The organism is Mesorhizobium sp. M0968 (assembly GCF_040319065.1).
In the GTDB taxonomy this organism is placed as follows: domain Bacteria; phylum Pseudomonadota; class Alphaproteobacteria; order Rhizobiales; family Rhizobiaceae; genus Mesorhizobium.
The window spans coordinates 1-25,675 of the sequence record NZ_JAMYNL010000009.1 but is presented as its reverse complement, the minus strand read 5'-3'; the positions used below and the strand labels follow the sequence as shown (position 1 = coordinate 25,675).

26 protein-coding genes are annotated in these 25,675 nt (G+C 64.6%); 21 read left to right on the top strand and 5 right to left on the bottom strand.

Features of this window, described 5'->3' with window-relative positions; all coding sequences use genetic code 11:
• Nucleotides 1-141: 141 nt before the first annotated feature.
• The 7 genes from NKH67_RS17740 to NKH67_RS17710 all read left to right on the top strand — a co-directional run bounded on the left by NKH67_RS17740 (nucleotide 142) and on the right by NKH67_RS17710 (nucleotide 5,537).
• Nucleotides 142-522 carry a hypothetical protein gene (locus NKH67_RS17740; RefSeq protein WP_352470792.1) on the top strand — a complete coding sequence of 127 codons (381 nt, stop codon included), beginning with the start codon at nucleotides 142-144 and terminating at the stop codon, nucleotides 520-522.
• 242 nt (nucleotides 523-764) lie between these two features.
• The gene (sdhC, locus tag NKH67_RS17735) at nucleotides 765-1,184 is read left to right on the top strand and encodes a succinate dehydrogenase, cytochrome b556 subunit (protein ID WP_292663224.1); all 420 of its coding nucleotides are present in this window, start codon (nucleotides 765-767) and stop codon (nucleotides 1,182-1,184) included.
• Nucleotide 1,185: 1 nt separating this feature from the next.
• The gene (gene sdhD, locus NKH67_RS17730) at nucleotides 1,186-1,581 is read left to right on the top strand and encodes a succinate dehydrogenase, hydrophobic membrane anchor protein (RefSeq protein ID WP_292663226.1); all 396 of its coding nucleotides are present in this window, start codon (nucleotides 1,186-1,188) and stop codon (nucleotides 1,579-1,581) included.
• 4 nt (nucleotides 1,582-1,585) lie between these two features.
• Nucleotides 1,586-3,424: a succinate dehydrogenase flavoprotein subunit gene (sdhA, locus tag NKH67_RS17725; RefSeq protein WP_352470791.1), complete on the top strand. Its 1,839-nt coding sequence runs from the start codon at nucleotides 1,586-1,588 to the stop codon at nucleotides 3,422-3,424.
• Nucleotide 3,425: 1 nt separating this feature from the next.
• Nucleotides 3,426-3,866 (top strand): DUF3052 family protein, encoded by a 441-nt coding sequence (locus NKH67_RS17720; RefSeq protein WP_352470790.1) that lies wholly within the window; start codon nucleotides 3,426-3,428, stop codon nucleotides 3,864-3,866.
• Complete coding sequence (locus NKH67_RS17715) at nucleotides 3,866-4,645, top strand: succinate dehydrogenase iron-sulfur subunit (RefSeq protein ID WP_292663232.1); 780 nt, start codon at nucleotides 3,866-3,868, stop codon at nucleotides 4,643-4,645. The genes NKH67_RS17720 and NKH67_RS17715 overlap by 1 nt, the downstream gene beginning before the upstream one ends.
• A 250-nt stretch (nucleotides 4,646-4,895) precedes the next feature.
• Nucleotides 4,896-5,537, top strand: coding sequence for a YceH family protein (locus tag NKH67_RS17710; RefSeq protein ID WP_352470789.1), 642 nt, complete (start codon nucleotides 4,896-4,898; stop codon nucleotides 5,535-5,537).
• 47 nt (nucleotides 5,538-5,584) lie between these two features.
• Here the strand turns inward: NKH67_RS17710 and NKH67_RS17705 are convergent, their stop codons facing one another.
• On the bottom strand, nucleotides 5,585-6,010 hold the full coding sequence (locus NKH67_RS17705) for an OsmC family protein (RefSeq protein WP_352470788.1): 426 nt from the start codon (nucleotides 6,008-6,010) through the stop codon (nucleotides 5,585-5,587).
• A gap of 222 nt (nucleotides 6,011-6,232) precedes the next feature.
• Between NKH67_RS17705 and NKH67_RS17700 the strand changes: the two genes are divergently transcribed.
• From NKH67_RS17700 to NKH67_RS17690, 3 genes are all read left to right on the top strand, one after another.
• Nucleotides 6,233-6,472, top strand: a complete 240-nt coding sequence (locus tag NKH67_RS17700) for a hypothetical protein (RefSeq protein WP_352450153.1) — start codon at nucleotides 6,233-6,235, stop codon at nucleotides 6,470-6,472.
• Between the two features lie 2 nt (nucleotides 6,473-6,474).
• On the top strand, nucleotides 6,475-6,831 hold the full coding sequence (locus NKH67_RS17695) for a YciI family protein (RefSeq protein WP_352470787.1): 357 nt from the start codon (nucleotides 6,475-6,477) through the stop codon (nucleotides 6,829-6,831).
• A 143-nt stretch (nucleotides 6,832-6,974) separates the two neighbouring features.
• On the top strand, nucleotides 6,975-7,502 hold the full coding sequence (locus NKH67_RS17690) for a hypothetical protein (protein ID WP_352470786.1): 528 nt from the start codon (nucleotides 6,975-6,977) through the stop codon (nucleotides 7,500-7,502).
• Between the two features lie 31 nt (nucleotides 7,503-7,533).
• Here the strand turns inward: NKH67_RS17690 and NKH67_RS17685 are convergent, their stop codons facing one another.
• Entirely contained in the window at nucleotides 7,534-8,778 is a 1,245-nt protein-coding gene (locus NKH67_RS17685) for a ubiquinone biosynthesis hydroxylase (protein ID WP_352470911.1), read from the bottom strand.
• A gap of 100 nt (nucleotides 8,779-8,878) precedes the next feature.
• Between NKH67_RS17685 and tesB the strand changes: the two genes are divergently transcribed.
• The 6 genes from tesB (at nucleotide 8,879) to NKH67_RS17655 (ending at nucleotide 16,442) form a co-directional block, all read left to right on the top strand.
• Nucleotides 8,879-9,754 carry an acyl-CoA thioesterase II gene (tesB, locus tag NKH67_RS17680; protein ID WP_031212697.1) on the top strand — a complete coding sequence of 292 codons (876 nt, stop codon included), beginning with the start codon at nucleotides 8,879-8,881 and terminating at the stop codon, nucleotides 9,752-9,754.
• Between the two features lie 219 nt (nucleotides 9,755-9,973).
• Entirely contained in the window at nucleotides 9,974-10,312 is a 339-nt protein-coding gene (locus tag NKH67_RS17675) for a P-II family nitrogen regulator (RefSeq protein WP_023679755.1), read from the top strand.
• Between the two features lie 49 nt (nucleotides 10,313-10,361).
• Nucleotides 10,362-11,684, top strand: coding sequence for an ammonium transporter (locus tag NKH67_RS17670; protein WP_502893763.1), 1,323 nt, complete (start codon nucleotides 10,362-10,364; stop codon nucleotides 11,682-11,684).
• A 343-nt stretch (nucleotides 11,685-12,027) separates the two neighbouring features.
• A complete protein-coding gene (locus tag NKH67_RS17665; protein ID WP_352470784.1) occupies nucleotides 12,028-14,685 on the top strand; it encodes an FtsK/SpoIIIE family DNA translocase in 2,658 nt (885 codons plus the stop codon).
• A gap of 132 nt (nucleotides 14,686-14,817) precedes the next feature.
• Nucleotides 14,818-15,501 carry an outer membrane lipoprotein carrier protein LolA gene (locus NKH67_RS17660; protein ID WP_352470783.1) on the top strand — a complete coding sequence of 228 codons (684 nt, stop codon included), beginning with the start codon at nucleotides 14,818-14,820 and terminating at the stop codon, nucleotides 15,499-15,501.
• 134 nt (nucleotides 15,502-15,635) lie between these two features.
• Nucleotides 15,636-16,442 carry an exodeoxyribonuclease III gene (locus NKH67_RS17655; protein WP_353031422.1) on the top strand — a complete coding sequence of 269 codons (807 nt, stop codon included), beginning with the start codon at nucleotides 15,636-15,638 and terminating at the stop codon, nucleotides 16,440-16,442.
• A gap of 12 nt (nucleotides 16,443-16,454) precedes the next feature.
• Here the strand turns inward: NKH67_RS17655 and NKH67_RS17650 are convergent, their stop codons facing one another.
• From NKH67_RS17650 to NKH67_RS17640, 3 genes are read right to left on the bottom strand one after another with little or no spacing between them, the layout of a single operon-like run.
• Complete coding sequence (locus NKH67_RS17650; protein WP_352470781.1) at nucleotides 16,455-17,306, bottom strand: TIGR01459 family HAD-type hydrolase; 852 nt, start codon at nucleotides 17,304-17,306, stop codon at nucleotides 16,455-16,457.
• A complete protein-coding gene (locus NKH67_RS17645) occupies nucleotides 17,303-18,589 on the bottom strand; it encodes an FGGY-family carbohydrate kinase (protein ID WP_352470780.1) in 1,287 nt (428 codons plus the stop codon). Before NKH67_RS17645 ends, NKH67_RS17650 begins: the two co-directional genes overlap by 4 nt.
• A gap of 1 nt (nucleotide 18,590) precedes the next feature.
• On the bottom strand, nucleotides 18,591-19,634 hold the full coding sequence (locus NKH67_RS17640; protein ID WP_352470779.1) for a class II aldolase/adducin family protein: 1,044 nt from the start codon (nucleotides 19,632-19,634) through the stop codon (nucleotides 18,591-18,593).
• Between the two features lie 229 nt (nucleotides 19,635-19,863).
• Here NKH67_RS17640 and NKH67_RS17635 point away from each other — a divergent pair, with 229 nt between their 5' ends.
• From NKH67_RS17635 to NKH67_RS17615, 5 genes are all read left to right on the top strand, one after another.
• Complete coding sequence (locus NKH67_RS17635) at nucleotides 19,864-20,646, top strand: DeoR/GlpR family DNA-binding transcription regulator (RefSeq protein WP_023680486.1); 783 nt, start codon at nucleotides 19,864-19,866, stop codon at nucleotides 20,644-20,646.
• Complete coding sequence (locus tag NKH67_RS17630; protein ID WP_352470778.1) at nucleotides 20,643-22,022, top strand: FGGY-family carbohydrate kinase; 1,380 nt, start codon at nucleotides 20,643-20,645, stop codon at nucleotides 22,020-22,022. Before NKH67_RS17635 ends, NKH67_RS17630 begins: the two co-directional genes overlap by 4 nt.
• On the top strand, nucleotides 22,019-23,563 hold the full coding sequence (locus NKH67_RS17625; protein ID WP_352470777.1) for a sugar ABC transporter ATP-binding protein: 1,545 nt from the start codon (nucleotides 22,019-22,021) through the stop codon (nucleotides 23,561-23,563). Before NKH67_RS17630 ends, NKH67_RS17625 begins: the two co-directional genes overlap by 4 nt.
• A gap of 20 nt (nucleotides 23,564-23,583) precedes the next feature.
• Complete coding sequence (locus NKH67_RS17620) at nucleotides 23,584-24,561, top strand: ABC transporter permease subunit (RefSeq protein WP_502893762.1); 978 nt, start codon at nucleotides 23,584-23,586, stop codon at nucleotides 24,559-24,561.
• Nucleotides 24,562-24,647: 86 nt separating this feature from the next.
• Nucleotides 24,648-25,586 carry an ABC transporter substrate-binding protein gene (locus NKH67_RS17615; protein WP_352470775.1) on the top strand — a complete coding sequence of 313 codons (939 nt, stop codon included), beginning with the start codon at nucleotides 24,648-24,650 and terminating at the stop codon, nucleotides 25,584-25,586.
• The last annotated feature ends 89 nt before the right edge of the window (nucleotides 25,587-25,675 follow it).

The window sequence follows — 25,675 nt, the reverse complement described above, 5'->3', positions numbered from 1 at the left end:
ATACCCGATCGCCCACCGGCCATCATTCGGCCACGCCTTGTTCCCACCATTCCCAGCATCGGGCGCGACTCAAAAAGCATGAAATCCGGTGGCTTGCCGGAGCATCGCGGCGGGCTCGATACGCGGTGGGGAAGGCAGCAAATGAGATTACGCCGCACGTTTCGGATGGCGCTGGCCATTCCGCCGCTGCTGGCTGCAGCCGCCTGCGCGCCGCAGACCAGCGCGCCCAAGCTCGGCAACACGGCCGCCGCTTCCGTGTCGCTTGCTCCGGCTGCTAGCGAACCGACGGCACCGCAGCCGCGCACAGCTACTTACAACTGCGCCGACGGCAGCGTGATGACCATCGAGAATCTCGGCACGTCGGTGCGCGTCCTCGGCCAGAACGGCGCCAGCGCCGAGCTGCCGGCCTCACCGGCCAATCAGACCAGCCGTTACGGCGAGGCGCATGACGCAATCGTGATCGATGGGCGTGAGGCGCTGGTGATGAAGGGCGGTGCACCACCGCTGGCCTGCAAGCGCTGACCCGCCCCTTGCGCCAGCCATATTTTGCAGTGCAGCGACATTGTACCGGCGCAAGGCGACAGTCCTAATCGATTGAAGCTGAAAGCCTCGCTCTCATCAGACTAAATTACGTTTTCGAAACGGTTTTCCGGCTTTGACGCGGTGCAAAAAGAGCATTAGAAACCGGCTGTCCGAAGTCGCAACCGGAAGCGGTAATGCCGCATTCCCACCTGAGGCTCCAGAGACGCCGAACTGGGGGAGCCATGAGCAAATCACCAGCCACCCGCGAATTTGCCAGACGTGAACGGCCGCTTTCGCCGCATCTGACCGTCTATCGGCCGCCGATCACCATGACGATGTCGATCGTCCACCGCATCACCGGCGGGGCGCTCTATTTCGGCACGCTGCTGGTCGCGCTGTGGCTGATGGCGGCGGCGAGCTCGGAGGCGACCTTCAATGCCGTCAACTGGGCCTTCGGCTCGTGGCTGGGACGGCTGGTGCTGTTCGGCTACAGCTGGGCGCTGATGCACCACATGCTGGGCGGTGTGCGCCATCTTATCTGGGACACTGGGGCAGGGCTGGAAAAGCATACGGCATCGAGGATCGCCTGGGCGACGCTTGCCGGCTCGGTCACGTTGACGCTGCTGATCTGGATCGCCGGCTACATGGCGCGGGGAGCCTGACATGAACGGCAAGAACACCGACATGCGCACGCCGCTGGCCAAGGTCCGCGGCCTCGGTTCCGCCCGCGAGGGCACCGGCCATTTCTGGCGCCAGCGGCTGACGGCGATCTCCAACATCCCCCTGGTCCTGTTCTTCGTCGGCTTCCTGATCGCACTCAACGGCGCCAGCTATCTCGAGGTGCGCGCCGCACTTGCCAATCCGTTCGTTGCACTGGTGCTGGCGCTGGTGCTGTTGTCGGTGCTCTACCACATGCGGCTCGGCATGCAGGCGATCATCGAAGACTATGTGCATGGCGAAGGCACCAGGCTGGCGCTGCTCGCCCTCAACACATTCTTTCCCGTAGTCGTCGGCGTCGCTTCGGTCTTCGCCCTGCTTAAACTGGCATTTGGAGGCTGATTTTTTGGCCAAGGACGCGAAGAACGCCAACACGGCTTCCGCCTATAGCTATGTCGATCACAAATTCGACGTCGTGGTCGTCGGCGCCGGCGGCGCCGGCCTGCGCGCCGCGCTCGGCATGGCCGAACAGGGCCTGCGCACCGCCTGCATCACCAAAGTGTTCCCGACGCGCTCGCATACGGTTGCGGCGCAGGGCGGCATCGCCGCCTCGCTCGCCAATATGGGTCCCGACAACTGGCAGTGGCATCTCTTCGACACCGTCAAAGGCTCAGATTGGCTGGGCGACACCGACGCTCAAGAATACATGGTGCGCGAAGCGCCGGCGGCGGTCTACGAGCTCGAGCACTACGGCGTTCCCTTCAGCCGCACCGAGGACGGGAAAATCTACCAGCGGCCGTTCGGCGGCATGATGATGAATTTCGGCGAGGGGCCGCCGGTGCAGCGCACCTGTGCGGCCGCCGACCGCACCGGCCACGCCATGCTGCACACGCTCTACGGCCAGTCGCTGAAGCACAATGCGCAGTTCTTCATCGAGTATTTCGCGCTCGACCTGATCATGGAGCCGGACGGCACCTGCACCGGCGTCGTCGCCTGGAACCTCGACGACGGCACCATCCACCGTTTTTCGGCCAAGATGGTGGTGCTGGCGACCGGCGGCTATGGCCGCGCCTATTTCTCGGCCACCTCGGCGCATACCTGCACCGGCGATGGCGGCGGCATGGCCGCACGCGCAGGCCTGGCGCTGCAGGACATGGAGTTCGTGCAGTTCCACCCGACCGGCATCTACGGCGCCGGCTGCCTGATCACCGAGGGCGCGCGCGGCGAGGGCGGCTATCTCGTCAATTCCGAGGGCGAGCGCTTCATGGAACGCTACGCGCCGTCGGCCAAGGATCTGGCTTCGCGCGACGTGGTCTCGCGCTGCATGACGCTGGAAATCCGCGAGGGCCGCGGCGTCGGCCCGAAGAAGGATCACATTTTCCTGCATCTCGACCATCTCGACCCGGCCGTTCTGCACGAGAGGCTTCCGGGTATTTCGGAATCGGCAAAGATCTTTGCCGGCGTGGACCTGACCAAGGAGCCGATCCCGGTGCTGCCGACGGTCCACTACAATATGGGCGGCGTGCCGACCAATTACTGGGGCGAGGTGCTGAACCCGACGGCGTCGAATCCGGACCAGGTGTCGCCCGGGCTGATGGCGGTCGGCGAAGCCGGCTGCGCCTCGGTGCACGGCGCCAACCGGCTTGGTTCGAACTCGCTGATCGACCTGGTGGTGTTCGGCCGCGCGGCGGCAATCCGGGCCGGCCAGGTGATCGACCGCACATCGGCGATCCCTTCGCCCAACGAGACCGCCGTCGAAAAGATAATGGACCGCTTCGACCGGCTGCGTCACGCCAACGGCTCGACGCCGACAGCGGTTTTGCGCGAAAAGATGCAGAAGGCGATGCAGGAGGACGCGGCGGTGTTCCGCACCCAGGAATCGCTGGAAAGCGGCTGCAGGCGCATTTCGCAGATCTGGGGTGAACTCGGCGACGTCAAGGTGTTCGACCGCTCGATGATCTGGAACTCCGACCTGGTCGAGACGCTGGAGCTGGAAAACCTGATGGCCAACGCCATCACCACCGTCTACGGCGCCGAGGCGCGCAAGGAAAGCCGCGGCGCGCACGCGCGGGAGGACTTTTCGGCCCGCGACGACGCCAACTGGCGCAAGCATACGCTGGCCCGGCTCAACGAGGCCGGCGAGGTGGCGCTCACCTACCGGCCGGTGCACACCGAAACGCTGCTCAAGGAAGCAGACGGCGGCATCAACCCGGCCAAGATCGCGCCGAAGGCCAGGGTGTATTGAGATGAGGCTGCTGGCGGTTGCGGGATATTCCGGCACGCCCCTTCCGGCCAAGCTCGGCCTGAAGGACGGGATGATTGCCGCTTTCGTCGCCTTGCCGGCCGAACTCGAGGATTTGGCCGAAGCCGTGGATTTTGCCGAGCTCGATCGGCTGGCCAACTGGTCGGCGATTTCGGGCGTTCATGAGAAATACGATGCCGTACATGCTTTCACCCGGCAGCGCGTCGAGATCGAGGACCGTCTTGGCGACGTCGAAGCGGCAATCAAGCGGGACGGCATGGTCTGGGTGTCATGGCCGAAGAAGGCATCGAAAGTGCCGACCGACGTCACCGAGGACGTTATCCGCACAGAGGCGCTGAAGCTCGACCTTGTCGACGTCAAGGTCGCCGCCGTGAACGAGATCTGGTCCGGGCTGAAGCTCGTCATCCGAAAGGACCTGAGGTAATGGTCGAACTCACGCTTCCGAAAAACTCGAAGATCATGGCCGGAAAAACTTGGCCGAAGCCGGAGGGCGCGACCAACCTGCGCGAATATCGCATCTACCGCTGGTCGCCGGACGATGACGAGAACCCGCGCATGGATACGTATTTCGTCGACATGGACGATTGCGGGCCGATGGTGCTCGACGCGCTGCTCTGGATCAAGAACAAGATCGATCCGACGCTGACGCTGCGCCGCTCCTGCCGCGAAGGCATTTGCGGCTCGTGCGCCATGAACATCGACGGGTCGAACACGCTGGCCTGCACCAAGGGCTGCGACGACATTTCCGGCGCGATCAAGGTCTATCCGCTACCGCACATGGCCGTGGTCAAGGACCTGGTGCCCGACCTCACCAATTTCTACGCCCAGCACGCCTCGATCGAGCCGTGGCTGAAGACGGTGTCGCCCGAGCCGGCCAAGGAATGGCTGCAGAGCCATGAGGACCGCGAAAAGCTCGACGGGCTCTACGAGTGCATATTGTGCGCCTGCTGCTCGACCTCCTGCCCGAGCTACTGGTGGAACGGCGAGCGCTATCTCGGCCCGGCGACGCTGCTGCAGGCCTATCGCTGGCTGATCGATTCCAGGGACGAGGCGACGGGGGAGCGGCTCGACAATCTCGAAGACCCGTTCCGGCTCTATCGCTGCCACACCATCATGAACTGCGCCCAGACTTGCCCCAAGGGGCTCAACCCGGCCAAGGCGATCGCCGAGATCAAGAAGATGATGGTGGAGCGACGGGTTTAGGCGGCGGGCGGGTTGCAGCCGAGATCGTCTCGTCCGCAGCGATCCTTCGCGCCCCCCTCTGTCCTGCCGGACATCTCCCCCCTTGAGGCCCCTTGAGGGGGGAGATTAGCAGCTTGGAGGACAGCGCCCTTTCTGCAGCCTTGAAAAGTGGCGAAGCGGTGATGACAGCCAATCTCCCCACTAGAGGGGGAGATGTCCGGCAGGACAGAGGGGGGCGCTGTCCCGCCGAGTTCGAAAGGATAGCAAACTTATGACCGATTCCGACCTTCCCATCCTCTCTCCCATCGAAGCCCGCGTGCTCGGCTGCCTGATCGAGAAGAAGGAGCTGACGCCGGACGTCTATCCGCTGACGCTCAATGCGGCACATGCGGCGGCCAACCAGAAGACGGCGCGCGAGCCGGTAATGTCGGTCGAGCTTGCCGAGGTCAGGCGGGCGCTTGGCCAGCTGGAGCAGAAGGGCCTCGTCAGGCAAGTGTTCGCGTCGCGCGTCGAGCGCTACGAGCATATCGTGGCGCAGCGCTTTTCCCTGACCTCGGCGCAGATCGCGCTGCTCGGCCTGTTGCTGCTGCGCGGCCCGCAGACGGCCTATGAATTGCTGGCGCGAAGCGAGCGCATGGCGCGGCTGCCGTCGATCGACGAGCTTCGCGGCAATCTCGATCTGCTGATCGGCCGCCGGCCACCGCTGGTGCAGCAGATCGATCGCGGCCCAGGCCAGCGCGAGGATCGCTACGTCCATCTGCTCAGCGGGCCGCCGCAGCTGTCGGCTGCCGCAGCACCCCTGCAGTCGTCCTCGCCGGCGTCGGATATGGAAATGCGCGTGCGGGCCCTCGAGGAGGAGGTCGCGGCATTGCGCGCCCGCCTCGACGCGCTCGTTGGCGAAAAAAGCCAATAATCATTCGAGAGGGGGCGCGAAGGATCGCCCGCTTCGCAGACCAGCTCTCACCCGAGCCTGGCGTCGAGCGATACTTTGATGGCGCCGAGCGCTTTCGAGACCGGGCATTCGGCCTTGGCCTTCTCGGCCAATTCCTTGAACTTGGCGGCATCAATGCCCGGTACCTTGCCGACCAGCGTGATCGCGCTGCCGGTGATGCCGGTGCCGGGGACCAGCGTTACTACGGCCTTGGCGTCGAGCTCGGCAGCCGGAGTGCCGTTCTCGGCGAGAAAATGCGAAAGCTGCATGGCGTAGCAGCCGGCATGGGCGGCGGCGATCAGCTCTTCCGGGTTTGTGCCGGATTTGCCGCTTTCATCCTCGAAACGCGTCTTGGCCGAATAGGGTGTGCCCTTCAGCACCCCGCTCTGGGTTTCGAGTGTGCCCTTGCCTTCCTTGAAACTGCCTTTCCAAACGGCGTTGGCGGTGCGGTCCATCAATTCCTCCTTGATTGTCGTGGCTGAGCCCGTGATCGGCATCCAGTCGACTATAGCGCGCGCGGGAGCGAAGGCCACCCACGCTTTCGTATCGGCGGCGGCGTGACACATCATGTCGAGCGAAAAAAATTCGAAAAAAATATGCGTGCAAAAATGTCGACTTCCATCTGTCCCGGCCGTCCTGCGGGCGGCCATGGACTTGGTGGCCGGATGGAGGACCACATGAACAATCTGTTTTCTGCTCACTGGACAAGCACCGGCCACAGGGCCGGTGAACAACAAGCCGACTGGTCGCGCCTGCAGCCTTCCGGCTTCGGCCGACTGCTTGCGGCGATTGCCATCATTGGGATTGCGGTATCTCTTCTCGACTATGCTGCGGCCGGTCTCGATTCTGCGGCAGGCAAGGGCTCCGCGGAGATTTCCGTAGCCTCGTCTTCGGCTTCAAGCCAGGAATGGAGATAAAAATGAAGTATGTTTGCCTGGTCTATGGTGAAGAAAAAGATCTCTACGCAATGACCCCCGAGAGGCTGGCCAAGCTCGACGCCGATTCGATGGCCCATGACCGGTCATTGGACCAACGCGGGATGCTGATCATCGCGCAGGCGCTGCAATCGGTGAAAACGTCGAAAACCGTTCGCAGGCGCAAGGGCAAGCGGCTGGTCACCGACGGCCCCTTCGCCGAAACCAAGGAGCAGTTGCTCGGTTTCGTCATGATCGAGGCCGAGAGCCTCGACGAGGCGCTGGGGATCGCGGGCGAGATTCCGCTCGCCGAAATCGGCACGATCGAGGTGCGGGCGATCTACAAGGTGCCCGGGTCATAGAGATGTCTCGATAAGTTCCTCCGCGGAGCGGTGGCGACCAACGACTGGCATGGGCTTTCGTTTTCTTCGCCGGACGCAACTTTTGCGTGTTGAAGCGAAGCAATACTTCTCCTATCGTCGCCGAGATCGGGGGATTTCGGGGCATGCATATATTGATTGCAGCAATCGGCCTGCTCGGAGCAGCGGGCTTCTGGTGGTACCGGCTGAAGATCATGAACGACGCGGCGCGTGAGGTTGCCGACGTGGTTGGCCGCGTCCAGGGCAACGTCCGCCGCAAGAAACTGCGCAAGCAGGCGGCGCTCTCGCCGCTGACGGCGATCGACGATCCGGTCGTCGCCGCCGCGACGCTGATCACCGCCATCGTTTCCGAACATGGTCCTGTGCTGCCGCAACGCGAAGCTGCCATTCGATCGGTGATCTCGGAGATTGCCGACAAAAAACAGACCGATGAAGCGGTGATCTACGCCAAATGGGCGGCATCGCAAATCGACGACGCCACGGTCGTCATCGACAAGCTGGCACCGTTCCTGCGCGAACGGCTCGACGCGGTCGAAAGGAGCGATCTGCTGCGGATGGTCAGCCGTGCGGCGGAAGCCGGCGGACAAAACCTGCAGATTCCCGACCAGCGCATGCTGCGGCTGCGCCAGAAGCTGGGCTTCGAGGTCAACTGACCGAACGGCCAGTAACGCGCACTTGCCAAGCCTAAATCGCCTCGCCCTTCAACAGTTTCGGCGTGTCGCCGGACAGACCCGACGCCTGGCGGATGAAAAACCCCTTCAGCCGCGGCATGCGCTCGACGAGGCCGAGGCCGATGTCGCGCAAAGTGCGCAGCGGGCCGAAATCGTTGGAAAACATCCGGTTCAGCACATCGGTGGTGATGCCCATCTGCACCGTGTCGAAACGCCGCCATTGCTGGTAGCGCTCGAGCACGTCGAGCGCGCCGATGTCCTGGCCGAGCCGGTCGGCCTCGACCACCACTTCGGCCAGCGCCGCCACGTCCTTGAAGCCGAGATTGAGACCCTGGCCGGCGATCGGGTGGATGCCGTGGGCGGCGTCGCCGGCCAAGGCGATGCGCGGCGCGACGAAGGCGCGCGCAATGATCAGCCCGAGCGGCCAGGCACGCGGCTTGTCGGCGATATGGATTTCGCCGAGTTTCAGGCCAAAGCGCTGCTCGAGCTCATATTCCAGGACCAGCGTGTCGCCACTGACCAGTTTCTCGGCATCCTGCGACCGTTCGACCCAGACGATCGACGAGCGGTTGGTGCCGTCCTTGCCCGGCTTGAGCGGCAGCGTGGCAAACGGGCCCGCGGGAAGGAAATGCTCTTCGGCGCGGCCGTTGTGCGGCCGCTCGTGCGCCACCGTGCAGACGATGCCGGACTGGCCATACTCCCATTTCACCGTCTTGATGCCGGCCATGTCGCGCAGCTTCGAATTGACGCCGTCGGCGGCAACCAGCAGCCGCGCCTTCAGCGTCGCGCCGTCGGCAAGATGCACGGTGATGCCGGCGCCGTTGATGTCGAAGGCGCTGACGGCGACGCCTTCGATGATGCCGATGCCGAGTTGTTCGGCGCGCCGGCGCAAGGCGCCGTTCAAATCCTTGTTGGCAACCATATGCGCAAAGGGTTCGCCGGGCGCGACCTCGCCGTCGAAAGTGAGGAACACCGGGCGGACCGGATCGGATGTGCGCGAATCGGTGACGATCATTTCGGTGATCGCCTGCGCCCCCGGCGCGATCTCGTTCCAGACGCCGAGCTGGTCGAGCATGCGGCACGCGGCGGCGGCAATCGCCGAGGCGCGGCCGTCCTTCTGCCAGACCCTGGCGGGTGCCGCATCGACGACGGCGACGGCGAGGCTCGGCCGCGCCTGCTTCAGCGACACGGCGGCGGCTAGGCCGACATAACCGGCGCCGGCGACCAGAACATCGAGCGAATTCTTGCTGTCGACCATGGCAATTCCTTTCGCAGCCTGACTGTCGCCGGGCATTCCGCCCTTGACTGCCCGCTGTTCCTGTCGGAAACCGCCATGGTAATTTTGCGGCGAGGTCAAGATGACGGCAGCCATGGACGAGCTTCTCGGCATTCTCGACCTCGAGCAGCTGGAACACAACCTGTATCGTGGTCGCAGCCCCAAGCTCGATTGGCAGCGCATCTTCGGCGGCCAGACCATCGCCCAGGCGCTGGTCGCCGCGCAGCGAACGGTCGAGCCCGAGCGCCACGTGCATTCGCTGCATGGCTATTTCATGCGGCCGGGCGACACCAAGGTGCCTATCATCTACGAGGTCGACCGCATCCGTGACGGCGGCTCCTTCACCACGCGCCGCGTCGTGGCGATCCAGCACGGCCAGGCGATCTTTTCGCTGGAAGCCTCGTTCCAGCAGGATGAGGTCGGCCTGGAACATCAGGTGCCGATGCCGCAGGACGTGCCGGCGCCCGACACGTTGCTGTCGCAGCGCGAATTGCTGGGCAAGTTCGGCGAAGCCGTGCCCGACGGCATCAAGCGCTATTGGGAGCGCGACCGGCCGATCGAGATGAAGCCGGTGATGCTGAAGCATTATACCAGCCGGGAAAAGCTCGAGCCGAAGCAGAACATCTGGATCCGCACCACCGGCCCGGTGCCGGCCGACCGCGCCACGCAGGCGGCCGTGCTCGCTTACCTCTCGGATATGACGCTGCTCGACACCTCGACCTTTGCTCATGGCCGCGCCATTTTCGATCGTGATATCCAGGCAGCCAGCCTCGACCACGCCATGTGGTTCCACCGCAGCCATCCGCTCGACGACTGGATGCTGTACACGCAAGACAGTCCGTCGACGCAAGGATCGCGTGGCTTTACCCGCGGCTCGCTGTTTGCCCGCGACGGCACCTTGATCGCCTCGGTTGCCCAAGAAGGACTCATCCGGCTGAAGCGGCCGCCTGCGGAGTAGGCATTTTTCGAAATTTGCCTATTTTTTAAGCATATGCACTGCCGCGCCTGTGAACAGGCAGCTGCCAGACCTTCTCGATTTCGTTGTTTAACAACAGCTTAACACCCTGCTTCGGCAATTGGCACGGAGCTTGAATCCTAGCGGGCACTCTCCGGCTCTCATGGGGATCGGCGAAGTCGTGCAAACGCGGGGACCCGCAACAGCAAAGGGTGAAACCTTATGAAGATCGTGATGGCAATCATAAAGCCGTTCAAGCTCGACGAGGTGCGCGAGGCGCTCACCGCAGTCGGCATCCAGGGCCTGACCGTCACCGAAGTAAAAGGCTACGGACGTCAGAAGGGTCACACGGAAATCTATCGCGGGGCGGAATACGCGGTCAGCTTCCTGCCGAAGATCAAGATCGAAGTCGCGGTCGCTGTCGACATGGTCGACAAGGCCGTCGAAGCCATCACCGCGGCGGCCAAGACCGGCCAGATCGGCGACGGCAAGATCTTCGTTTTCGGCATCGACCAGGCGGTGCGCATTCGCACCGGCGAAACAGACACCGACGCGCTTTGAGCTGCGGATACGTATTCCAATGGAGAGTTCAATGAATATTCCTTCTACCTTGAAGATAACGGGACGCGCGGCCGTTTTAAGTTCGCTCGCTCTCGCTGCACTGGGCACGGTTGCTGCGTTCGCGCAGGAAGCGGCACCGGCGGCACCGGCTGCCCCTGCGCCCGCGCTCGACACCGGCAACACAGCCTGGATGCTGACCTCGACGGCGCTGGTGCTGATGATGACCGTACCGGGCCTGGCGCTGTTTTATGGCGGCATGGTGCGCAAAAAGAACGTGCTCGCCACCATCATGCAGAGCTTTGCCATCACCTGCCTGGTGACGGTGCTGTGGTTCATGTTCGGCTACTCGCTGGCCTTCTCGGATGGCGGCGGCATGAATGCCTATCTCGGCGGCTTCTCGAAGTTCTTCCACAACGGCATCACCACCTCCTCGCTGTGGCTGCCGGGCGTGGCGAACATTCCTGAGTTCGTCTTCTCGATGTTCCAGATGACCTTCGCCATCATCACGCCGGCGCTGATTGCCGGCGCCTTCGCCGAACGCATGAAGTTCTCGGCGCTTCTCATCTTCATGGGCGCGTGGCTGCTGGTGGTCTACGCCCCGATCGCGCACTGGGTGTGGGGCGGCGGCTTCCTCGGCACAGCCGGCGTTCTCGATTTCGCCGGCGGCACGGTCGTTCACATCAACGCCGGCGTTGCCGGCCTGGTCTGCGCGCTGGTTCTCGGCAAACGTGAAGGCTACGGCACCACCAACATGGCGCCGCACAACCTCGTCTACTCCGTCATCGGCGCTTCGCTGCTGTGGGTCGGCTGGTTCGGCTTCAACGCCGGCTCGGAACTGGCCGCCGACGGCCTTGCCGGTGCCGCGATGCTGAACACCCAGGTTGCCGCTGCCGCTGCGGCGCTCGCCTGGATGTTCGCCGAATGGATCGTCGCCAAGAAGCCGAGCGTGCTTGGCATCATCTCGGGCGCCGTCGCCGGCCTGGTCGCGGTGACGCCGGCTTCCGGTTTCGTCAATCCGACCGGCGCCTTCATCGTCGGCATCGTCGCCGGCGTGCTCTGCTACGTCTCGGCCGTCAAGCTCAAGCACGCGTTCGGCTATGACGACTCGCTCGATGCATTCGGCGTGCACGGCATCGGCGGCATCATCGGTGCATTGCTGACCGGCGTGCTCGCCGATCCGGCGATCAACAGCCTTGGCTCGGGTGCCTCTGTCGGCAAGCAGCTCTACGGTATCGTCTTCACCATCCTGTGGACGGCGATCGCGAGCTTCGTGATCCTCTATATCGTCAAGGCGCTGGTCGGCCTGCGTCCTTCCACCCAGGAAGAGGTCGAAGGCCTCGACATCAGCCAGCACGGCGAAGTGGTGCCGTGAGGTTTATTGGCTGGCACCGGCGTTTTGCCGGTGCCGGGAAGATCCCGTCGTGATGCTCCCGAAAGGGCTCACGCCTTGAGGCCCGGAAACCTTCCGGGCCTCTTTTTTGTGTGCAGGCGGCCGTTATGGCTCGATCATACAATCGCTTGATCAAGGTGGCTCGATCCGCCGGCGGCGTGAAACAGCGGCCGCAACGCTCCGAACTGTGGTGGCGGTCGCCCGTTCCGGTGACGCAGAATGCCCATGGTTAATGCGCCCTTAACCTTCCCGCCGCTAGTCTGACAGCCGAATCTGCCGTGTTGCGCGTCCGCGCCCGGCCGGGCAACGACAGACGAGGAAAAGCATGCGTTCAGGGGCTTCAGCACCGCTTGCGCTGGCCGATACGGAGCACGGCATCCGGTCGTTCGCGAGGCGCCAGGTCGGGCGGCTGGTCGGTGCCGGGCTGTTTGCTCTGGTTGGTTTCGGCGTCGCCGCCCTTGCCACCTGGAACGTCGCCGATCCGAGCTTTTCGCACGCCACCGACAATATCGTCACCAATGCAATGGGTTATGCCGGCGCCGTCTTTTCCGACATTGCCATGCAGTTCTTCGGACTTGCCGCCGTTGCGGCGCTGGTGCCGGCGGTGATCTGGGGATTTCTGCTGTTTACCGCGCGCGGCGTCGACCGGCTGCCGAAACGGGCACTGGCCTGGTTCGGGTTTTCGCTGCTTGGCGCGGCAATTGCCGGCTGCGTGGTGCCGCCCAAGACCTGGCCGCTGCCGACCGGCCTCGGCGGCGTCTTCGGCGACATGGTGCTCAATATCCCGGGCCTGGTCATCGGCGGCTATCCGACCGGCCTCGTCGCCAGCGTGCTCGCCGTGCTCCTGGCAGCGCCGGCGCTGTGGGTATTCTTGTATGGCTCGGCGCTGATTTCGCGCAAGAACGGCTTTGCCGTCCTCGAACAGCCCGCAGTGCCCGATCCGCAGGACGACCTGCTTTTCGACAATGAAGAGGACGAGGGCGACGAAGGTATATTGGCGCTTGGCGCCATCACCCACTGGTGGCTGTCGCTGCGGGCCTATCTGCGCCGCCGCGCCGCGCGCCGGCGCGAGCGCGACGATTTCGAGCCGGAGATGGAACCGCGCCCCAGCGCCTGGCGGCGGGCGGCCGAACGGGTCGAATCGGCCGAGTTCGCCGAGGCGCGGATGAGCCCGGGCGGGCGCGCCCGCGTCGAGCCGGAATTCTTCGCCGCCATGGTCAACGACCGCAGTGCCTCGATCGACCCTGACGATGCCGACGTCTTCGATAACGACGATAATGACGACGACATGGATTTCGCGCCCGAGCCGGCCGGCCAGCGCCGCGCCGCGCCAACGGCCAGGGTGCAGAACTTCCGTTCCGACGCGGCGACACGCGTCGAGGCGCCGGCGCCGCGGCCGGCCCCCGGCGCCCGCGTCCAGCGCGAGGCGCAGACTTCGCTGATCGGCTCGGAAAAATTCGAGATGCCGTCGCTGCACTTCCTGTCGGAACCAAAGAACGTGGTGCGCGACGCCAGCCTGTCCAAGGACGCGCTGGAGCAGAACGCCCGCCTGCTTGAGGGCGTGCTGGAGGATTTCGGCGTCAAGGGCGAAATCATCCATGTGCGTCCGGGTCCGGTCGTCACGCTCTACGAGCTGGAACCGGCGCCCGGCATCAAATCGTCGCGGGTCATCGGCCTGTCCGACGACATCGCCCGCTCGATGAGCGCCATCGCCTGCCGTGTCGCCGTGGTGCCCGGCCGCAACGCGATCGGCATCGAGTTGCCGAACGCCAGGCGCGAGACGGTCTATTTGCGCGAGATCATGGCCAGCCGCGATTTCGAAACCACCAAGGCCAAGCTGGCGCTGGCGCTGGGCAAGACCATCAATGGCGAGGCGGTGATCGTCGACATCGCCAAGATGCCGCACGTGTTGGTCGCCGGCACCACCGGCTCGGGCAAGTCCGTCGCCATCAACACCATGATCCTGTCGCTGCTCTACCGGCTGACGCCGCAGGACTGCCGGCTGATCATGATCGATCCAAAGATGCTGGAGCTCTCGGTCTATGACGGCATTCCGCATCTTCTGACGCCGGTCGTCACCGATCCGAAGAAGGCGGTGGTGGCGCTGAAATGGACCGTGCGGGAGATGGAGGACCGCTACCGCAAGATGTCCAAGGTCGGCGTCCGCAACATCGACGGCTTCAACGCGCGCGTGCAGCAGGCCGAGAAAAAGGGCGAAAGGATCTCGCGCACCGTGCAGACCGGCTTCGACCGCCAAACCGGCGAGGCGATCTACGAGACGGAGAACCTCGACCTCGAGCCGATGCCCTACATCGTCGTCATCATCGACGAGATGGCCGATTTGATGATGGTCGCCGGCAAGGACATCGAAGGCGCGGTGCAGCGCCTGGCGCAGATGGCGCGCGCCGCTGGCATCCATGTCATCATGGCGACGCAGCGGCCGTCGGTCGATGTCATCACCGGCACCATCAAGGCGAATTTCCCGACCCGCATCTCCTTCCAGGTGACATCGAAGATCGACAGCCGCACCATCCTGGGCGAGCAGGGCGCCGAACAGCTGCTCGGCATGGGCGACATGCTCTACATGGCCGGCGGCGGCCGCATCCAGCGCGTGCACGGTCCCTTCGTCTCCGACGACGAGGTGGAGAGGATTGTCGCGCATCTGAAATTGCAGGGCGTGCCGGAATATCTCGACGCCATCACCGAGGACGACGACAAGGATGACGATGAGCCGACGGGCAAAGGCAGTGGCGGCGGCGACGGCGGTAATTTCGAGGATTCCGACGATCCCTACGACCAGGCGGTCGCGGTGGTGCTGCGCGACGGCAAGGCCTCTACCAGCTACATCCAGCGCCGGCTCGGCATCGGCTACAACCGCGCCGCCTCGATCATCGAGAAGATGGAGAAGGAAGGCATTGTCGGCCCGGCCAACCATGCCGGAAAACGCGAAATCCTGGTGCCGACGGAGGACGACAAGTTCTAGAGCGCGTCCGCGCCGGCAACTTTGAACCTTTTGGCGCGTTGCAACGACGGGCGCCGTGCGGCCGCCAAACTTAAGCCCAACTGGGGGGCCAGACCAATATAACGAGCAAGCAATCAGATGATGGTGACCGGCATGAAAAACGCAACTCTCGCCCCAAGCAGGGATTTCGCCCCAACCCGCCGGCAGGTGCTCGGCCTCGGCCTGGTCCTGGCCGGTGCGGCGGCCGCCAACCTCGTGCCCGGCGTCCAGTTGCTGGCGTCGGCGCAAGCAGCGGTTCCGGCGACGGCGCAGAAGATCGCCGATCATTTCTCCTCGGTCAAATCGATGAGCGGCGAGTTCGTGCAGTTCGGACCCAAGGGCGAGCAGACCGGCGGCAAGTTCTTTCTGGAACGGCCGGGCAAGATCCGCTTCAATTACGACGGCGCCTCGAATTTCAGAGTGATTTCCGATGGCAAGTCGGTGGTCATCCTCAACAAGAAGCTGCGGACCTCCGACCTCTATCCGCTGTCGAAGACGCCGCTGAAGCTGCTGCTCGACGACAAGATCGATCTGTCGGGCGGGCGCGTCAGAAGCGTCAAGGAAGAGGACGATCTCACCACCATCCAGCTTGCCGACAAATCGGTGTTCGGCAATTCGAAGATCACCATGATGTTCGATCCGAAATCTTATGAATTGCGGCAGTGGACCATCACCGATGCGCAAGGCAAGGACACGACGGTGATGATCTTCAACACCAAGGAGGGCGTCAGCTTCGCCCCCGACACCTTCGCCATCGACTATACGGCGAACCGCGAGCTGAACACCAAGACGCGGTAACTTCCTACTGCTGCGGGATGGTTTTTCCGCGTTGGTGCGGGCGGCTTGTTTTTGCGGTGCGCGGCTGGCAGTAGTTTCCGCGATTGACTTCCGTCGGAGCCATCCGGCGGATCTTGCGTTGTCCGGAACCCCACATGCCGTTTTCCGTCGCTACCTGGAACATCAACTCCGTCCGGCTGCGCATGCCGATCGTCGAGCGCCTGGGGGTGGCGCAGGCGCCGGACGTGCTCTGCCTGCAGGAAACCAAGGTTCCGGACGAATTGTTTCCGGAGAAGGCGTTCCGCAAGCTCGGCTACGAGCACATCGCCTTCCATGGCCAGAAGGGCTATCACGGCGTTGCCACCATAGCGCGGCGGCCGATCGAGGTGGTCGAAAAGCGCCGCTTCTGCGAGATCGACGACAGCCGGCATCTGTCGGTCACCGTCAACGCCGGCGGCAAAACGATCCTGCTGCACAATTTCTACGTTCCGGCCGGCGGCGACGAGCCCGACCCGGCCGTCAACCGCAAGTTCAAGCACAAGCTCGATTTCGTTGCCGAGATGAACGCCGTGCGGGCCGAGCATGACGAGCACTCCGGCTCGATCCTGGTCGGCGACCTCAACATCGCGCCGCTCGAGCACGATGTCTGGTCGCACAAGCAGCTCCTCAATGTCGTCAGCCATACGCCGGTCGAGACGGAAAACTTCGAGGCAATGCGGCTCGCCGGCGACTGGATCGACCTGATGCGGCTCAATGTACCTTACGAGGAGAAACTCTACACCTGGTGGAGCTATCGCGCCCAGGATTGGCAGGCCTCAAATCGCGGCCGCCGCCTCGACCATGTCTGGTCGTCGCCAAACCTGGTGCCGCATTTTGCCGGCTATGAAATCCTGCGGCCGGCGCGCGGCTGGGAACGGCCCTCGGACCATGTGCCGGTGATCGGGCGTTTCAACCTGGATTAGCTTTGTCTCGCCTCAGCGAAACCTGAAGCTATCCGCGATGTAGTCGGGACGGGCATTCAGCGTGGCGAAAACGTCCTCCAGGTCAGGCGCCCCCGCCAATATGCCCGACAGGACCAGCGTCGTCGCGAGACCGACGCCGTTGCCGCCGGCGATGTCGTGCTCGACGCTGTCGCCGACGCAGACCACGCTGTCGCGCTCCGGGTGGCCCGCCAGTGCCAGCGCTGCCTCGAATATCTGCGGATTGGGCTTGCCAATGCGCGACACGCTGCCGCCGAGGCTCTCATAGAGATCGGCGAGCCGGCCGGCGCCGAAGCGAGGGCCGACGGCAGTCAGCATGATCTTGTCGGGATTGGTGCAGAAGCATGGCACCCGCCGCGCCGCCGCCGGACCAAGAAGCCGGCGATAATGGTCGAGGTCGTAGCGATCGCCCTCGCTGGCGGAAATCAGCACCAGTTCGGCATCGTCGCCGTCCTTGGCCAGGACGAAGGGCAGGCCGTCGACAGCCGAACGGTCATTGTCGCGGCGGATCAGCAGGCATTTTGTCTGCGGGCGCAGGGCTCCGGATGCTGCCATTTGGTGGAAAGAGCGCCACGCCACCTCGCCGGAGGAGACAAAGTGATCCCAGCTTCCCGGTTCGAAGCCGAGCTTCAGCAGGCGGTGCTCATTGGGTTGCGCCCGCTTGCCGGAATTCGAGATCAGTACGATGGTCTTGCCGGCGCGCTTGAGTGCCGACAACGCTTCGACAGCACCTGGATAGGCGCTGGTGCCGTCGTGCAGCACACCAAATTGGTCGAGCAGGAACACCTGATAGCGGTCGGTCAGCGCGGCGATGCCGTCGAGGTGTTGAATTGCCTTGGTCGTCATAAAAGCCCCGCTGCGCTTGCGCCCATCAGCGCCAGCCGCGCCGTGCCGGCAGCGGCCTCCTCCGAAAGAGCCGGTACGAGAGCGACGCCAAGCTTGCGCTGCCGGATCGCTGTCCAGGCCGGATTGGCCGCACCGCCGCCGACGCTCCTGACCGATGTCAGCCGAGGGGCGCCGAGTTCGGCAAGCCGGCGATAGCCGAGCGCTTCGATCGCCGCAATACCCTCGAACATCGCTTTCAGATAGTCGGCGTCGTCGGCGGGCCGCGGCTCGAGGCGCGGCGGCAGCGCCGGATCGGCTATGGGGAAGCGTTCGCCCGGCGCCGGCAGCGGGTAATAATCGAGGCCGGTCTTCGTCGCCGGGTCGATTTTTTTGCTGAGTTCGACAATGCGGGCGACGGGGAAATGCTGGGCCAGCACCTTGCCGCCGGAGTTCGAGGCGCCGCCCGCCAGGTAGGTGTCACCCAGCCGATGGCTGTAAATGCCGAATTGCGGCGCCGAGATCGGCCGGTCGCAGAGGATCTTGATGGTCAGCGACGAGCCGAGCGCGGTAACGCCGTCGCCCGCGGCACTGGCACCGGTCGCCAGGAATGAGGCGCAGCCATCCGTCGTGCCGGCAACGACAACCACGTCGCGCGGCAGGCCGAACATCTTCGCAGCGCCGGCGGTGAGCGTGTCCGTGACATCGCCCGGCCGCACGACGCGGGGCAGGAATTCCATGCGCACGCCAGTCGCCGCGATCCAGTCCGGCCAGCGCCGGGCCCCGACGTCGTAGCCGGTCTTCAGGGCATTGTTCTCGTCGCTGACATCGAAGCGGCCGGAAAACTGTCCGGCGATCCAGTCTGCCTGGTGCAGCACAGTGGCGACGCCGGGCAGGTGCTGGAAAGACAGCGCCTTGGCGAGACCGGAGGTTGCCCCGAGTGCAGCGCTCGTTGCCGGTGCCGCGCCGGCTATTGCTGTCAGAATAGTGTCGTCAGCGACCTTGTCGTTGTACATCAGCGGTTCGGCCAGCGGCCGCCCGGCGCCGTCGACCGGCAGCAGCGTGCCCGACGTACCGTCGACGGCGATCGAGCGCACTGCCGCGCGATCGATACATTTGAGCAGTTCCGCCAACGTCGCGCCGACCGCCTCCCACCATATGGCGGGGTCGCGGCCGTTCGGCCCAAATCGCTCGAGGGCAATAGCGGAATGCGCGGCAATGGAAAAGTCCGGACGCATGGCGACGGCGCGCGCGCCGGATGTGCCGATGTCGATGCCGATGGCAAGCGGACCAGACGAACGCGGCATGTCAGCTGCCTCCGGCATTGAGTTTCTGGCGATATTTTTCGGCGTCCCAGTTGATCAGCTCGTCATTCTCCGCCGCTGTCAGATAATTCAGCTTCGCCGAGACATCGATCCGCGCCGTCACGTCGGAAAGGCAGCGCTGCATGGCGTCGGCACCGGCGCCGGCGTCGCCGCGCATCAGCACGCCGAGTCCAGGAAACAGGATCGCCACGGGTGCGGCGCCGCAGCGCTCGATGACGCGCTTCACACCCTCGTCCGGTCTCGCCACGACCGAGCCTTCGCCGAGAAAGATGACGTGGTCGGGGTAGAGGCTTCCACCCGAAGCCATGCGGCAGCTTTCGGGGTCGATCGCCACCGCATGCGCCTCAACGTCCGCCGGCAATCTGTAGTCGCTGTCGCCGGCGCGCGCCGTCAATGCCGCGATGTCCGGTTCCGCCACCTGGCGCGGCGGCCGCGCCAACAGTCGTGTCACGCGCCGCAGCAGCATGTCGGCCGCGGCGACGGTCTCGGCTGCAACGACCAGGCCGTGATTGCCGAGGATCAGGATATCCACGCCTGGCCGAAGGCGCTCGGCGATACCCTGCGCGAGCGGCAGTCCCGGCCGGCGATAGGGAATATACGCCCATTGATGGCCGTTGAGCCGCCTGGCCGCCTCGGCCTCGCAGTCGGCCTGCACGGCCAGCGAAATGGTCTCGACGCAGTGAACATGCAGAACGATGCGCTGCGGCATCAGCGCATGCACGGTGGTCTCGATCGACGGGCGCAAGCCGCGCGCGTTGAGGGCGTCGACAGTGAAGGCCTGCGGCTGTTCGGCGGCCGGGTCGCGCCGTTTGATGGCGTCGAGCAATGGCGGGATGCCGACCGGCACCATGATGTCGGCGATGAGCGCGTCCTTCAGCCAGGTGCCGGAGGCCTTGATCCAGAGCGTGTCGCCGGCTTTCAGCGAGGTGTTGCCGCCGGCGGCCTGGGTCAGATGCGGGTCGCTGCCGATGGCGGCCGAAAGCGACCGCAGCGCTGCCAGTTCCTGCGCATCCGCACTGATCGTCATCGAAATTCCTCTACAATCCGGCCGCGTGGCCCACGGCTTTGGACGTCCCGGTGCCGGGACGAAGACCCATGCTGGTATCGCAGATGCGAGTAAGTTACGTCAACAGTGATGTTATCGCGTCAAATCAGGCTTGCAATCCGAGGGCCGTTGAGTAAGTTGCACCAATTGCCATGCAAAACGGCAACGCCGTGCAAAATGCTTGGGAGGCAAGCGCATTGGGAGGTAAGGGTTGAGCGACTCCGGCCGCCAGCGTCAGATTGTCGAGCTTTTGCGGGACCGGCCTTTCGCATCGGTGCGCGAGCTGCAGGAGCGGCTTGGCGTATCGGCGGCGACGGTGCGGCGCGACATCGACAAGATCGACGAGGCTGGCGAAGCGCGCAAGGTCTATGGCGGCATCTCGGCGCTCGATGGCGCTTCGCAAGCCGGCGTCGCCTATGCCAGGCCCTATGACGAGAACCGCGACCTCGCCGTCGAGGCCAAGCGGCAGATCGCCGCTCTCGCCGCCACCATGGTGCGCGACGGCGACGCGGTCATCGTGCATGGCGGTTCGACCTGCTTCCATCTCGGCGTCAAGCTCGCCGACCGCAACATCCGGCTCTACACCAACTCGATGCCGCTCGCGGCCTATCTCAGCGACCACGGCCATTGCAGCCTCACCGTCGCCGGCGGCGAACTGCACCGCGAGCCGGGCATCATCCATTCGCTGACGCAGACGGTGCCGTTCTACGCCTCGAAGTTCTTTCTCGGCGCGCAAGGCATCGGCCAGGAAGGCCTTCTGGAATCGCACCCGCTGCTGGTCCGCTCGATCGTCGAGCTCAGCCTCTGCGCCGACCAGATCGTCGTGCTGGCCGACAGCCGAAAACTGTCGATCCACGCGCGCAATGTGGCACTGCCGCTGTCGCGGATCGGCACGCTAGTCACCGATGACGGCCTGTCCGAGACAGATGCCCGCATGCTCGAAGATGCCGGCGTCATGGTGCGGATCGCGGCTTCCTCGGGAGGCGCCCAGTGAACATCGCCGTCCTCGATTTCGGCAAGACCAATTCGAAGCTGTTCGTCTTCGGCCAGGACGGACAGATCCTCGACGAGCGCCGCAGCCAGCCGAGCTGGATCCGCAAAGGCGGCTTCAGCGTGCTCGACGAGCCAGCGCTGCACGACTGGGCGGCCCGCGCCATCGATGATGCAGTCGACACGCATGGCGTGGAAGGGCTGATGGTATCCGGCCATGGCTGCACCTTCGCGTTGGTCGACGAAGCCGCGCTGACGCATCCGATCCTCGATTACGAGCAGGAACCACCAGCTGAAATCGCCGCGCAGATCGACCGCCGCATTCCGGATTTTGCCGAGACCTTTTCGCCGCGCCTGCCGCTTGGCTTCAACTACGGCCGCCACATGTTGTGGCTGAAGCAGGTGGAGCCCGGTGCCTTCGCCACAGCGAAATCGATCCTCGGCTACCCCCAATATTGGAGCTGGCGGTTTGGCGGCCGGCCGGTATCGGAAGTGTCGTATCTTGGCTGCCACTCGCATTTATGGGCGCCGCGCAAACGCGATTTCAGCTCGCTGGTCGATGCCGAGGGCTGGCGCGGCCAGATGCCCGCCTTCGAGCGCGCCGGCGCGGTGATCGGCGAGCAGCGCTTCGGCCAGGCCGCGAAGCCAGTCGCCATCCATAATGGCGTCCACGACAGCAATGCCGCGCTCCATGCCTACCGCCGGCAGCAGCTCGGGCCGGTGACCGTGGTCTCGACCGGCACCTGGGTGGTCGTGCTCAATCCCGACTGCCCGCTCGACGCACTCGACGGCGAGCGCGACATGCTGGTCAATGTCGATGTCGATGGCGGCCCGGTGCCAACCGTCCGCTTCATGGGTGGGCGCGAATTCGCCACGATCAGCGCTGGCTGGCAGGGCGCAATCGCGCCGTCATCGATACAACGGGTGATCGACGCCGGCATTATGGCGCTGCCGAGCTTCGCGCCCGGCGGCCCGATGCCGCACCGCCGCGGCGAACTGGTCGGGCGTACGCCCAATGCCGAGGAACGCGCGGCCATGGCGCTGCTCTATGTCGCGCTGATGGTCGATCTGTGCCTCGAGTTGATCCATTCGGACAACACAGTGATCGTCGACGGCGGCCTGAACAATGGCGGGCTGCTTGCCGCGTTGCTGGCGCAGTTGCGGCCCGGGCAGGCTTTCCTGCAGGGCGCAACGCTGGAGGGCAGCGCCACCGGTGCTGCCGCACTTGCCTTCGAAAGCGTCGGACGCGAGTTTGCCACCGAAGCGCCGGAGGCGGTGCATGCGGCAAGTTTCAGCGGCCTTGCCGGCTATCGCAACGACTGGCGCGGCCTTGCCGCCGACCGGGCTGTGGCCAGCGCAGCTGTAGGAGGTGCGCGATGAGCGCCGCCGCCCGGATCGAGACGGTGCGCCAGCCGGTGCTGGAGATGCGCCACATCTCCAAGACGTTCGCTGCGATCCGCGCCTTGCACGATGTGTCGCTGACAGTTCACGCCGGCGAGCTGCACGCGCTGATGGGCGAAAACGGTGCCGGCAAGTCGACGCTGATGAAGGTGCTGTCCGGCGCCTACCGGCCGGACCCCGGCGGCGAAATCCTGATCGACGGCGTGCCGGCCGCGACGGGCGACCCGATCAAGGCGCGCGCCGCCGGCATTGCGGTCATCTATCAGGAGTTGTCGCTGGCGCCTAATCTGTCGGTAGCGCAGAACATTTTTCTCGGCAACGAGCCGCGACGGTTCGGCGTTGTCGACCGCGAGCAGTGCAATCGGCGCGCCAGCGAGATCATCGCGCGGCTCGGCGTGACCTTCTCGGCGCGCACTCCGGTCGCAAGCCTGTCGCTCGGCGAGCGACAGCTGGTGGAAATCGCCCGCGCGCTGTCGACCAATGCGCGCATCATCGTCATGGACGAGCCGACCACGTCGCTGACCTCGCGTGAGACCGACCGGCTGTTCGAGGTGATTGCGACGCTGAAGTCGCAAGGCATCGCCATCATCTACATCAGCCACCGCATGGAAGAGGTCTACCAGCTCGCCGACCGCGTCAGCGTGCTACGCGACAGCGGCTATGTCGGCACGCTCGACCGCGCCGACCTGAACGCCTCGCGCCTGGTATCGATGATGGTCGGGCGCGATCTGTCGACGTTCTACAAGAAGGATCACCGTCCGCCGGATAGCAAGCGCGCCATCGCGCTGTCGGTGCGCGGCATGTCGGGCGGCAATCTCATAAACAATTGTTCCTTCGACCTCCACAAGGGCGAGGTGCTGGCACTGGCCGGCCTGGTCGGCTCGGGCCGCACCGAACTGGCACGGCTGATCTTCGGCGCCGACAGGCACACATCAGGCACGCTGGAGCTCGGCGGCAAACCGATATCCATCGGTTCGCCGAGCGAGGCGCTCGATGCCGGCATCGCCTACCTGACCGAGGACCGCAAGCAACTTGGCCTGTTTCTCGACATGTCGATCTCCGACAATATCAGCATGGGCGTGCTGGCAAAGGACGCGAAGGCCGGCGGTTTGCGCGACTTCACGGCTGCCGAAAAGCGCGCCGCCAAGGCGGTGTCAGACCTCTCCATCCGCACCAGCTCGGTGCAGGCCAATGCCGGCTCGCTGTCGGGCGGCAACCAGCAGAAGGTGCTGCTCGCCCGCCTGCTGGAAACCGAGCCGCAGGTCGTCATCCTCGATGAGCCGACCCGCGGCGTCGATGTCGGGGCCAAGTCGGAAATCTATCGGCTGATCGACAACCTGGCCAAGAAAGGCATCGCCATCCTGATGATCTCCAGCGAACTGCCGGAGGTGATCGGCATCGCCGACCGCGTGCTGGTGATGCGCGACGGCACCATTGCCGGCGAGGTGACGGCGTCGGAGGGCGAGCCGCTGCGGCAGGAAGCGATCATGGAACTTGCAACGGGAGCGGCTCAGCGATGACCGACAAGGTGGCCGACACGATGAAAGCGGACGACCGGGCGGTCGGCAGGAGCACGAGGTGGCGTACCGCCATCGCCGCACTCGGCATGCTGCCGATCCTGATCCTGCTGGCGGTCGGCTTCCAGTTCATCAATCCGCGCTTTTTCACCCAGACCAATCTGCTGATCGTCATGCAGCAATCGTCGATCAACATCGTGCTGGCCGCCGGCATGACCTTCGTCATCCTGACCGGCGGCATCGACCTGTCCGTCGGCTCGATCCTTGCCGCCTCGGCGATGGTGGCGGTGATGGTGTCGCTGGTGCCCGATTGGGGACTGCTGGGCGTGCCCGCGGCCATTCTCGTCGGGCTCGGTTTCGGCGTCATCAACGGGCTGCTGATCGCCTATATCAAGCTGCCGCCCTTCATCGTCACGCTGGGATCGCTGACCGCCGTGCGCGGCGTCGCCCGCCTGCTCGGCCAGGACACGACGGTGTTCAACCCGGACCTGCCGTTCGACTTCATCGGCAACGGTTCGCTGTTCGGCATTCCGTGGCTGGTAATCATCGCGCTGGCGGTCGTCGTCCTGTCCTGGCTGGTGCTCAAGCGCACCGTGCTCGGCACCTGGATCTACGCCGTCGGCGGCAACGCCGAGGCCGCCAGGCTGACCGGCATCAAGGTGCCGCTGGTGCTGCTCTTCGTCTACGGCGTTTCCGGCCTTCTGGCCGGCCTTGGCGGCGCCATGTCGGCGGCCCGGCTCTATGCCGCCAACGGGCTTCAGCTCGGCCAGTCCTACGAACTCGACGCCATTGCCGCAGTCATCCTCGGCGGCACCAGTTTCGTCGGCGGTGTCGGCTCGATCTGGGGCACGCTGATCGGCGGCCTGATCATCGCCGTGCTGTCCAACGGGCTCATCCTCGCCGGTGTTTCGGACATCTGGCAGTACATCATCAAGGGATTGGTCATCATCGTGGCGGTCGCCCTCGACCGTTACCGGCTCCAGGCAGGAGCAAGAACGTGATGGCCCTTAGTCGCCGGCATCCAACGAGCCGGTTTCATGTGTAACGCACCGTGAGAGGCGCGGGGCATCAGGAGGAAAATAAAACAATGAAGACCATCGCTAAACTGCTCTGCGGCGTCGCCCTTGCGGCCGCCGTCATCGCGCCGGCGTCGGCAAAGGATCTGAACAAGGTCGGCATCTCGGTCGGACTGCTCGGCAACCCGTTCTTCGTCGCCACCATCAAGGGCATCGAGGACGCGGCCAAGAAGATCAACCCGAATGTGCAGGTGACCTCGGTATCGGCCGACTACGATCTCAACAAGCAGGTATCGCAGGTCGATTCCTTCATCGCTGCCGGTGTCGACGTCATCATGCTCAACGCAGTCGATGCCAAGGCGATCGCGCCGGCGGTGAAGAAGGCGCAGGCGGCCGGCATCGTCGTTGCCGCTTTCGACGTTTCGGCGCCGGGCGCCGACGTCACCGTGATGACCAACAACGTCAAGGCCGGCGAAGAGGCGTGCCAGTATCTGGTCGATAATACCGGCGGCAAGGGCGACTATGTCATCCTCAATGGCCCGGCCTCGTCGTCGATCCTGGAGCGCGTCAAGGGCTGCAAGGACGTGCTGGCAAAGCACCCCGACATCAAGATCCTTTCCGACGACCAGAACGCCGAAGGCTCGCGTGACGGCGGCCTGAAAGTGTTCCAGTCGCTGCTGACGCGTTTCGACAAGATCGACGCGGTCTTCGCGATCAACGATCCGACGGCGATCGGCGCCCAGCTTGCGGCCAAGCAGCTCAACCGCTCGGAGTTCATCTTCACCGCGGTCGACGGCGCACCCGATATCGAGAAGGAACTCGCCTCCGGCACGTCGATGATCAAGGCCTCGGCCTCGCAGGATCCCTATGTGATGGCCGGCCAGTCGCTGACGATGGCGGCTGACCTGCTTGCCGGCAAGAAGCCGGCCGAGCCGACGGTGCTGCTCGACCCGAAGCTGATCACGGCCGACAATTTGAAGGATTACAAGGGCTGGACCGCAGCTCGCTAAGCCTCCCAAGCCTGGTGGGGGCCGGGGGGGCGCGCCCGCCCGGTTTTTTGTGGCGTGGGTTTGGAAAAACACGGGTGGGGGGTGGGGTT

Coding starts and splice junctions, on each gene's coding strand:
- NKH67_RS17740 (WP_352470792.1), top strand. CDS start 142: ATGAGATTACGCCGCACGTTTCGGATGGCGCTGGCCATTCCGCCGCTG.
- sdhC (WP_292663224.1), top strand. CDS start 765: ATGAGCAAATCACCAGCCACCCGCGAATTTGCCAGACGTGAACGGCCG.
- sdhD (WP_292663226.1), top strand. CDS start 1,186: ATGAACGGCAAGAACACCGACATGCGCACGCCGCTGGCCAAGGTCCGC.
- NKH67_RS17720 (WP_352470790.1), top strand. CDS start 3,426: ATGAGGCTGCTGGCGGTTGCGGGATATTCCGGCACGCCCCTTCCGGCC.
- NKH67_RS17715 (WP_292663232.1), top strand. CDS start 3,866: ATGGTCGAACTCACGCTTCCGAAAAACTCGAAGATCATGGCCGGAAAA.
- NKH67_RS17710 (WP_352470789.1), top strand. CDS start 4,896: ATGACCGATTCCGACCTTCCCATCCTCTCTCCCATCGAAGCCCGCGTG.
- NKH67_RS17705 (WP_352470788.1), bottom strand. CDS start 6,010: ATGGACCGCACCGCCAACGCCGTTTGGAAAGGCAGTTTCAAGGAAGGC.
- NKH67_RS17700 (WP_352450153.1), top strand. CDS start 6,233: ATGAACAATCTGTTTTCTGCTCACTGGACAAGCACCGGCCACAGGGCC.
- NKH67_RS17695 (WP_352470787.1), top strand. CDS start 6,475: ATGAAGTATGTTTGCCTGGTCTATGGTGAAGAAAAAGATCTCTACGCA.
- NKH67_RS17690 (WP_352470786.1), top strand. CDS start 6,975: ATGCATATATTGATTGCAGCAATCGGCCTGCTCGGAGCAGCGGGCTTC.
- NKH67_RS17685 (WP_352470911.1), bottom strand. CDS start 8,778: ATGGTCGACAGCAAGAATTCGCTCGATGTTCTGGTCGCCGGCGCCGGT.
- tesB (WP_031212697.1), top strand. CDS start 8,879: ATGACGGCAGCCATGGACGAGCTTCTCGGCATTCTCGACCTCGAGCAG.
- NKH67_RS17675 (WP_023679755.1), top strand. CDS start 9,974: ATGAAGATCGTGATGGCAATCATAAAGCCGTTCAAGCTCGACGAGGTG.
- NKH67_RS17665 (WP_352470784.1), top strand. CDS start 12,028: ATGCGTTCAGGGGCTTCAGCACCGCTTGCGCTGGCCGATACGGAGCAC.
- NKH67_RS17660 (WP_352470783.1), top strand. CDS start 14,818: ATGAAAAACGCAACTCTCGCCCCAAGCAGGGATTTCGCCCCAACCCGC.
- NKH67_RS17655 (WP_353031422.1), top strand. CDS start 15,636: ATGCCGTTTTCCGTCGCTACCTGGAACATCAACTCCGTCCGGCTGCGC.
- NKH67_RS17650 (WP_352470781.1), bottom strand. CDS start 17,306: ATGACGACCAAGGCAATTCAACACCTCGACGGCATCGCCGCGCTGACC.
- NKH67_RS17645 (WP_352470780.1), bottom strand. CDS start 18,589: ATGCCGCGTTCGTCTGGTCCGCTTGCCATCGGCATCGACATCGGCACA.
- NKH67_RS17640 (WP_352470779.1), bottom strand. CDS start 19,634: ATGACGATCAGTGCGGATGCGCAGGAACTGGCAGCGCTGCGGTCGCTT.
- NKH67_RS17625 (WP_352470777.1), top strand. CDS start 22,019: ATGAGCGCCGCCGCCCGGATCGAGACGGTGCGCCAGCCGGTGCTGGAG.
- NKH67_RS17620 (WP_502893762.1), top strand. CDS start 23,584: ATGAAAGCGGACGACCGGGCGGTCGGCAGGAGCACGAGGTGGCGTACC.
- NKH67_RS17615 (WP_352470775.1), top strand. CDS start 24,648: ATGAAGACCATCGCTAAACTGCTCTGCGGCGTCGCCCTTGCGGCCGCC.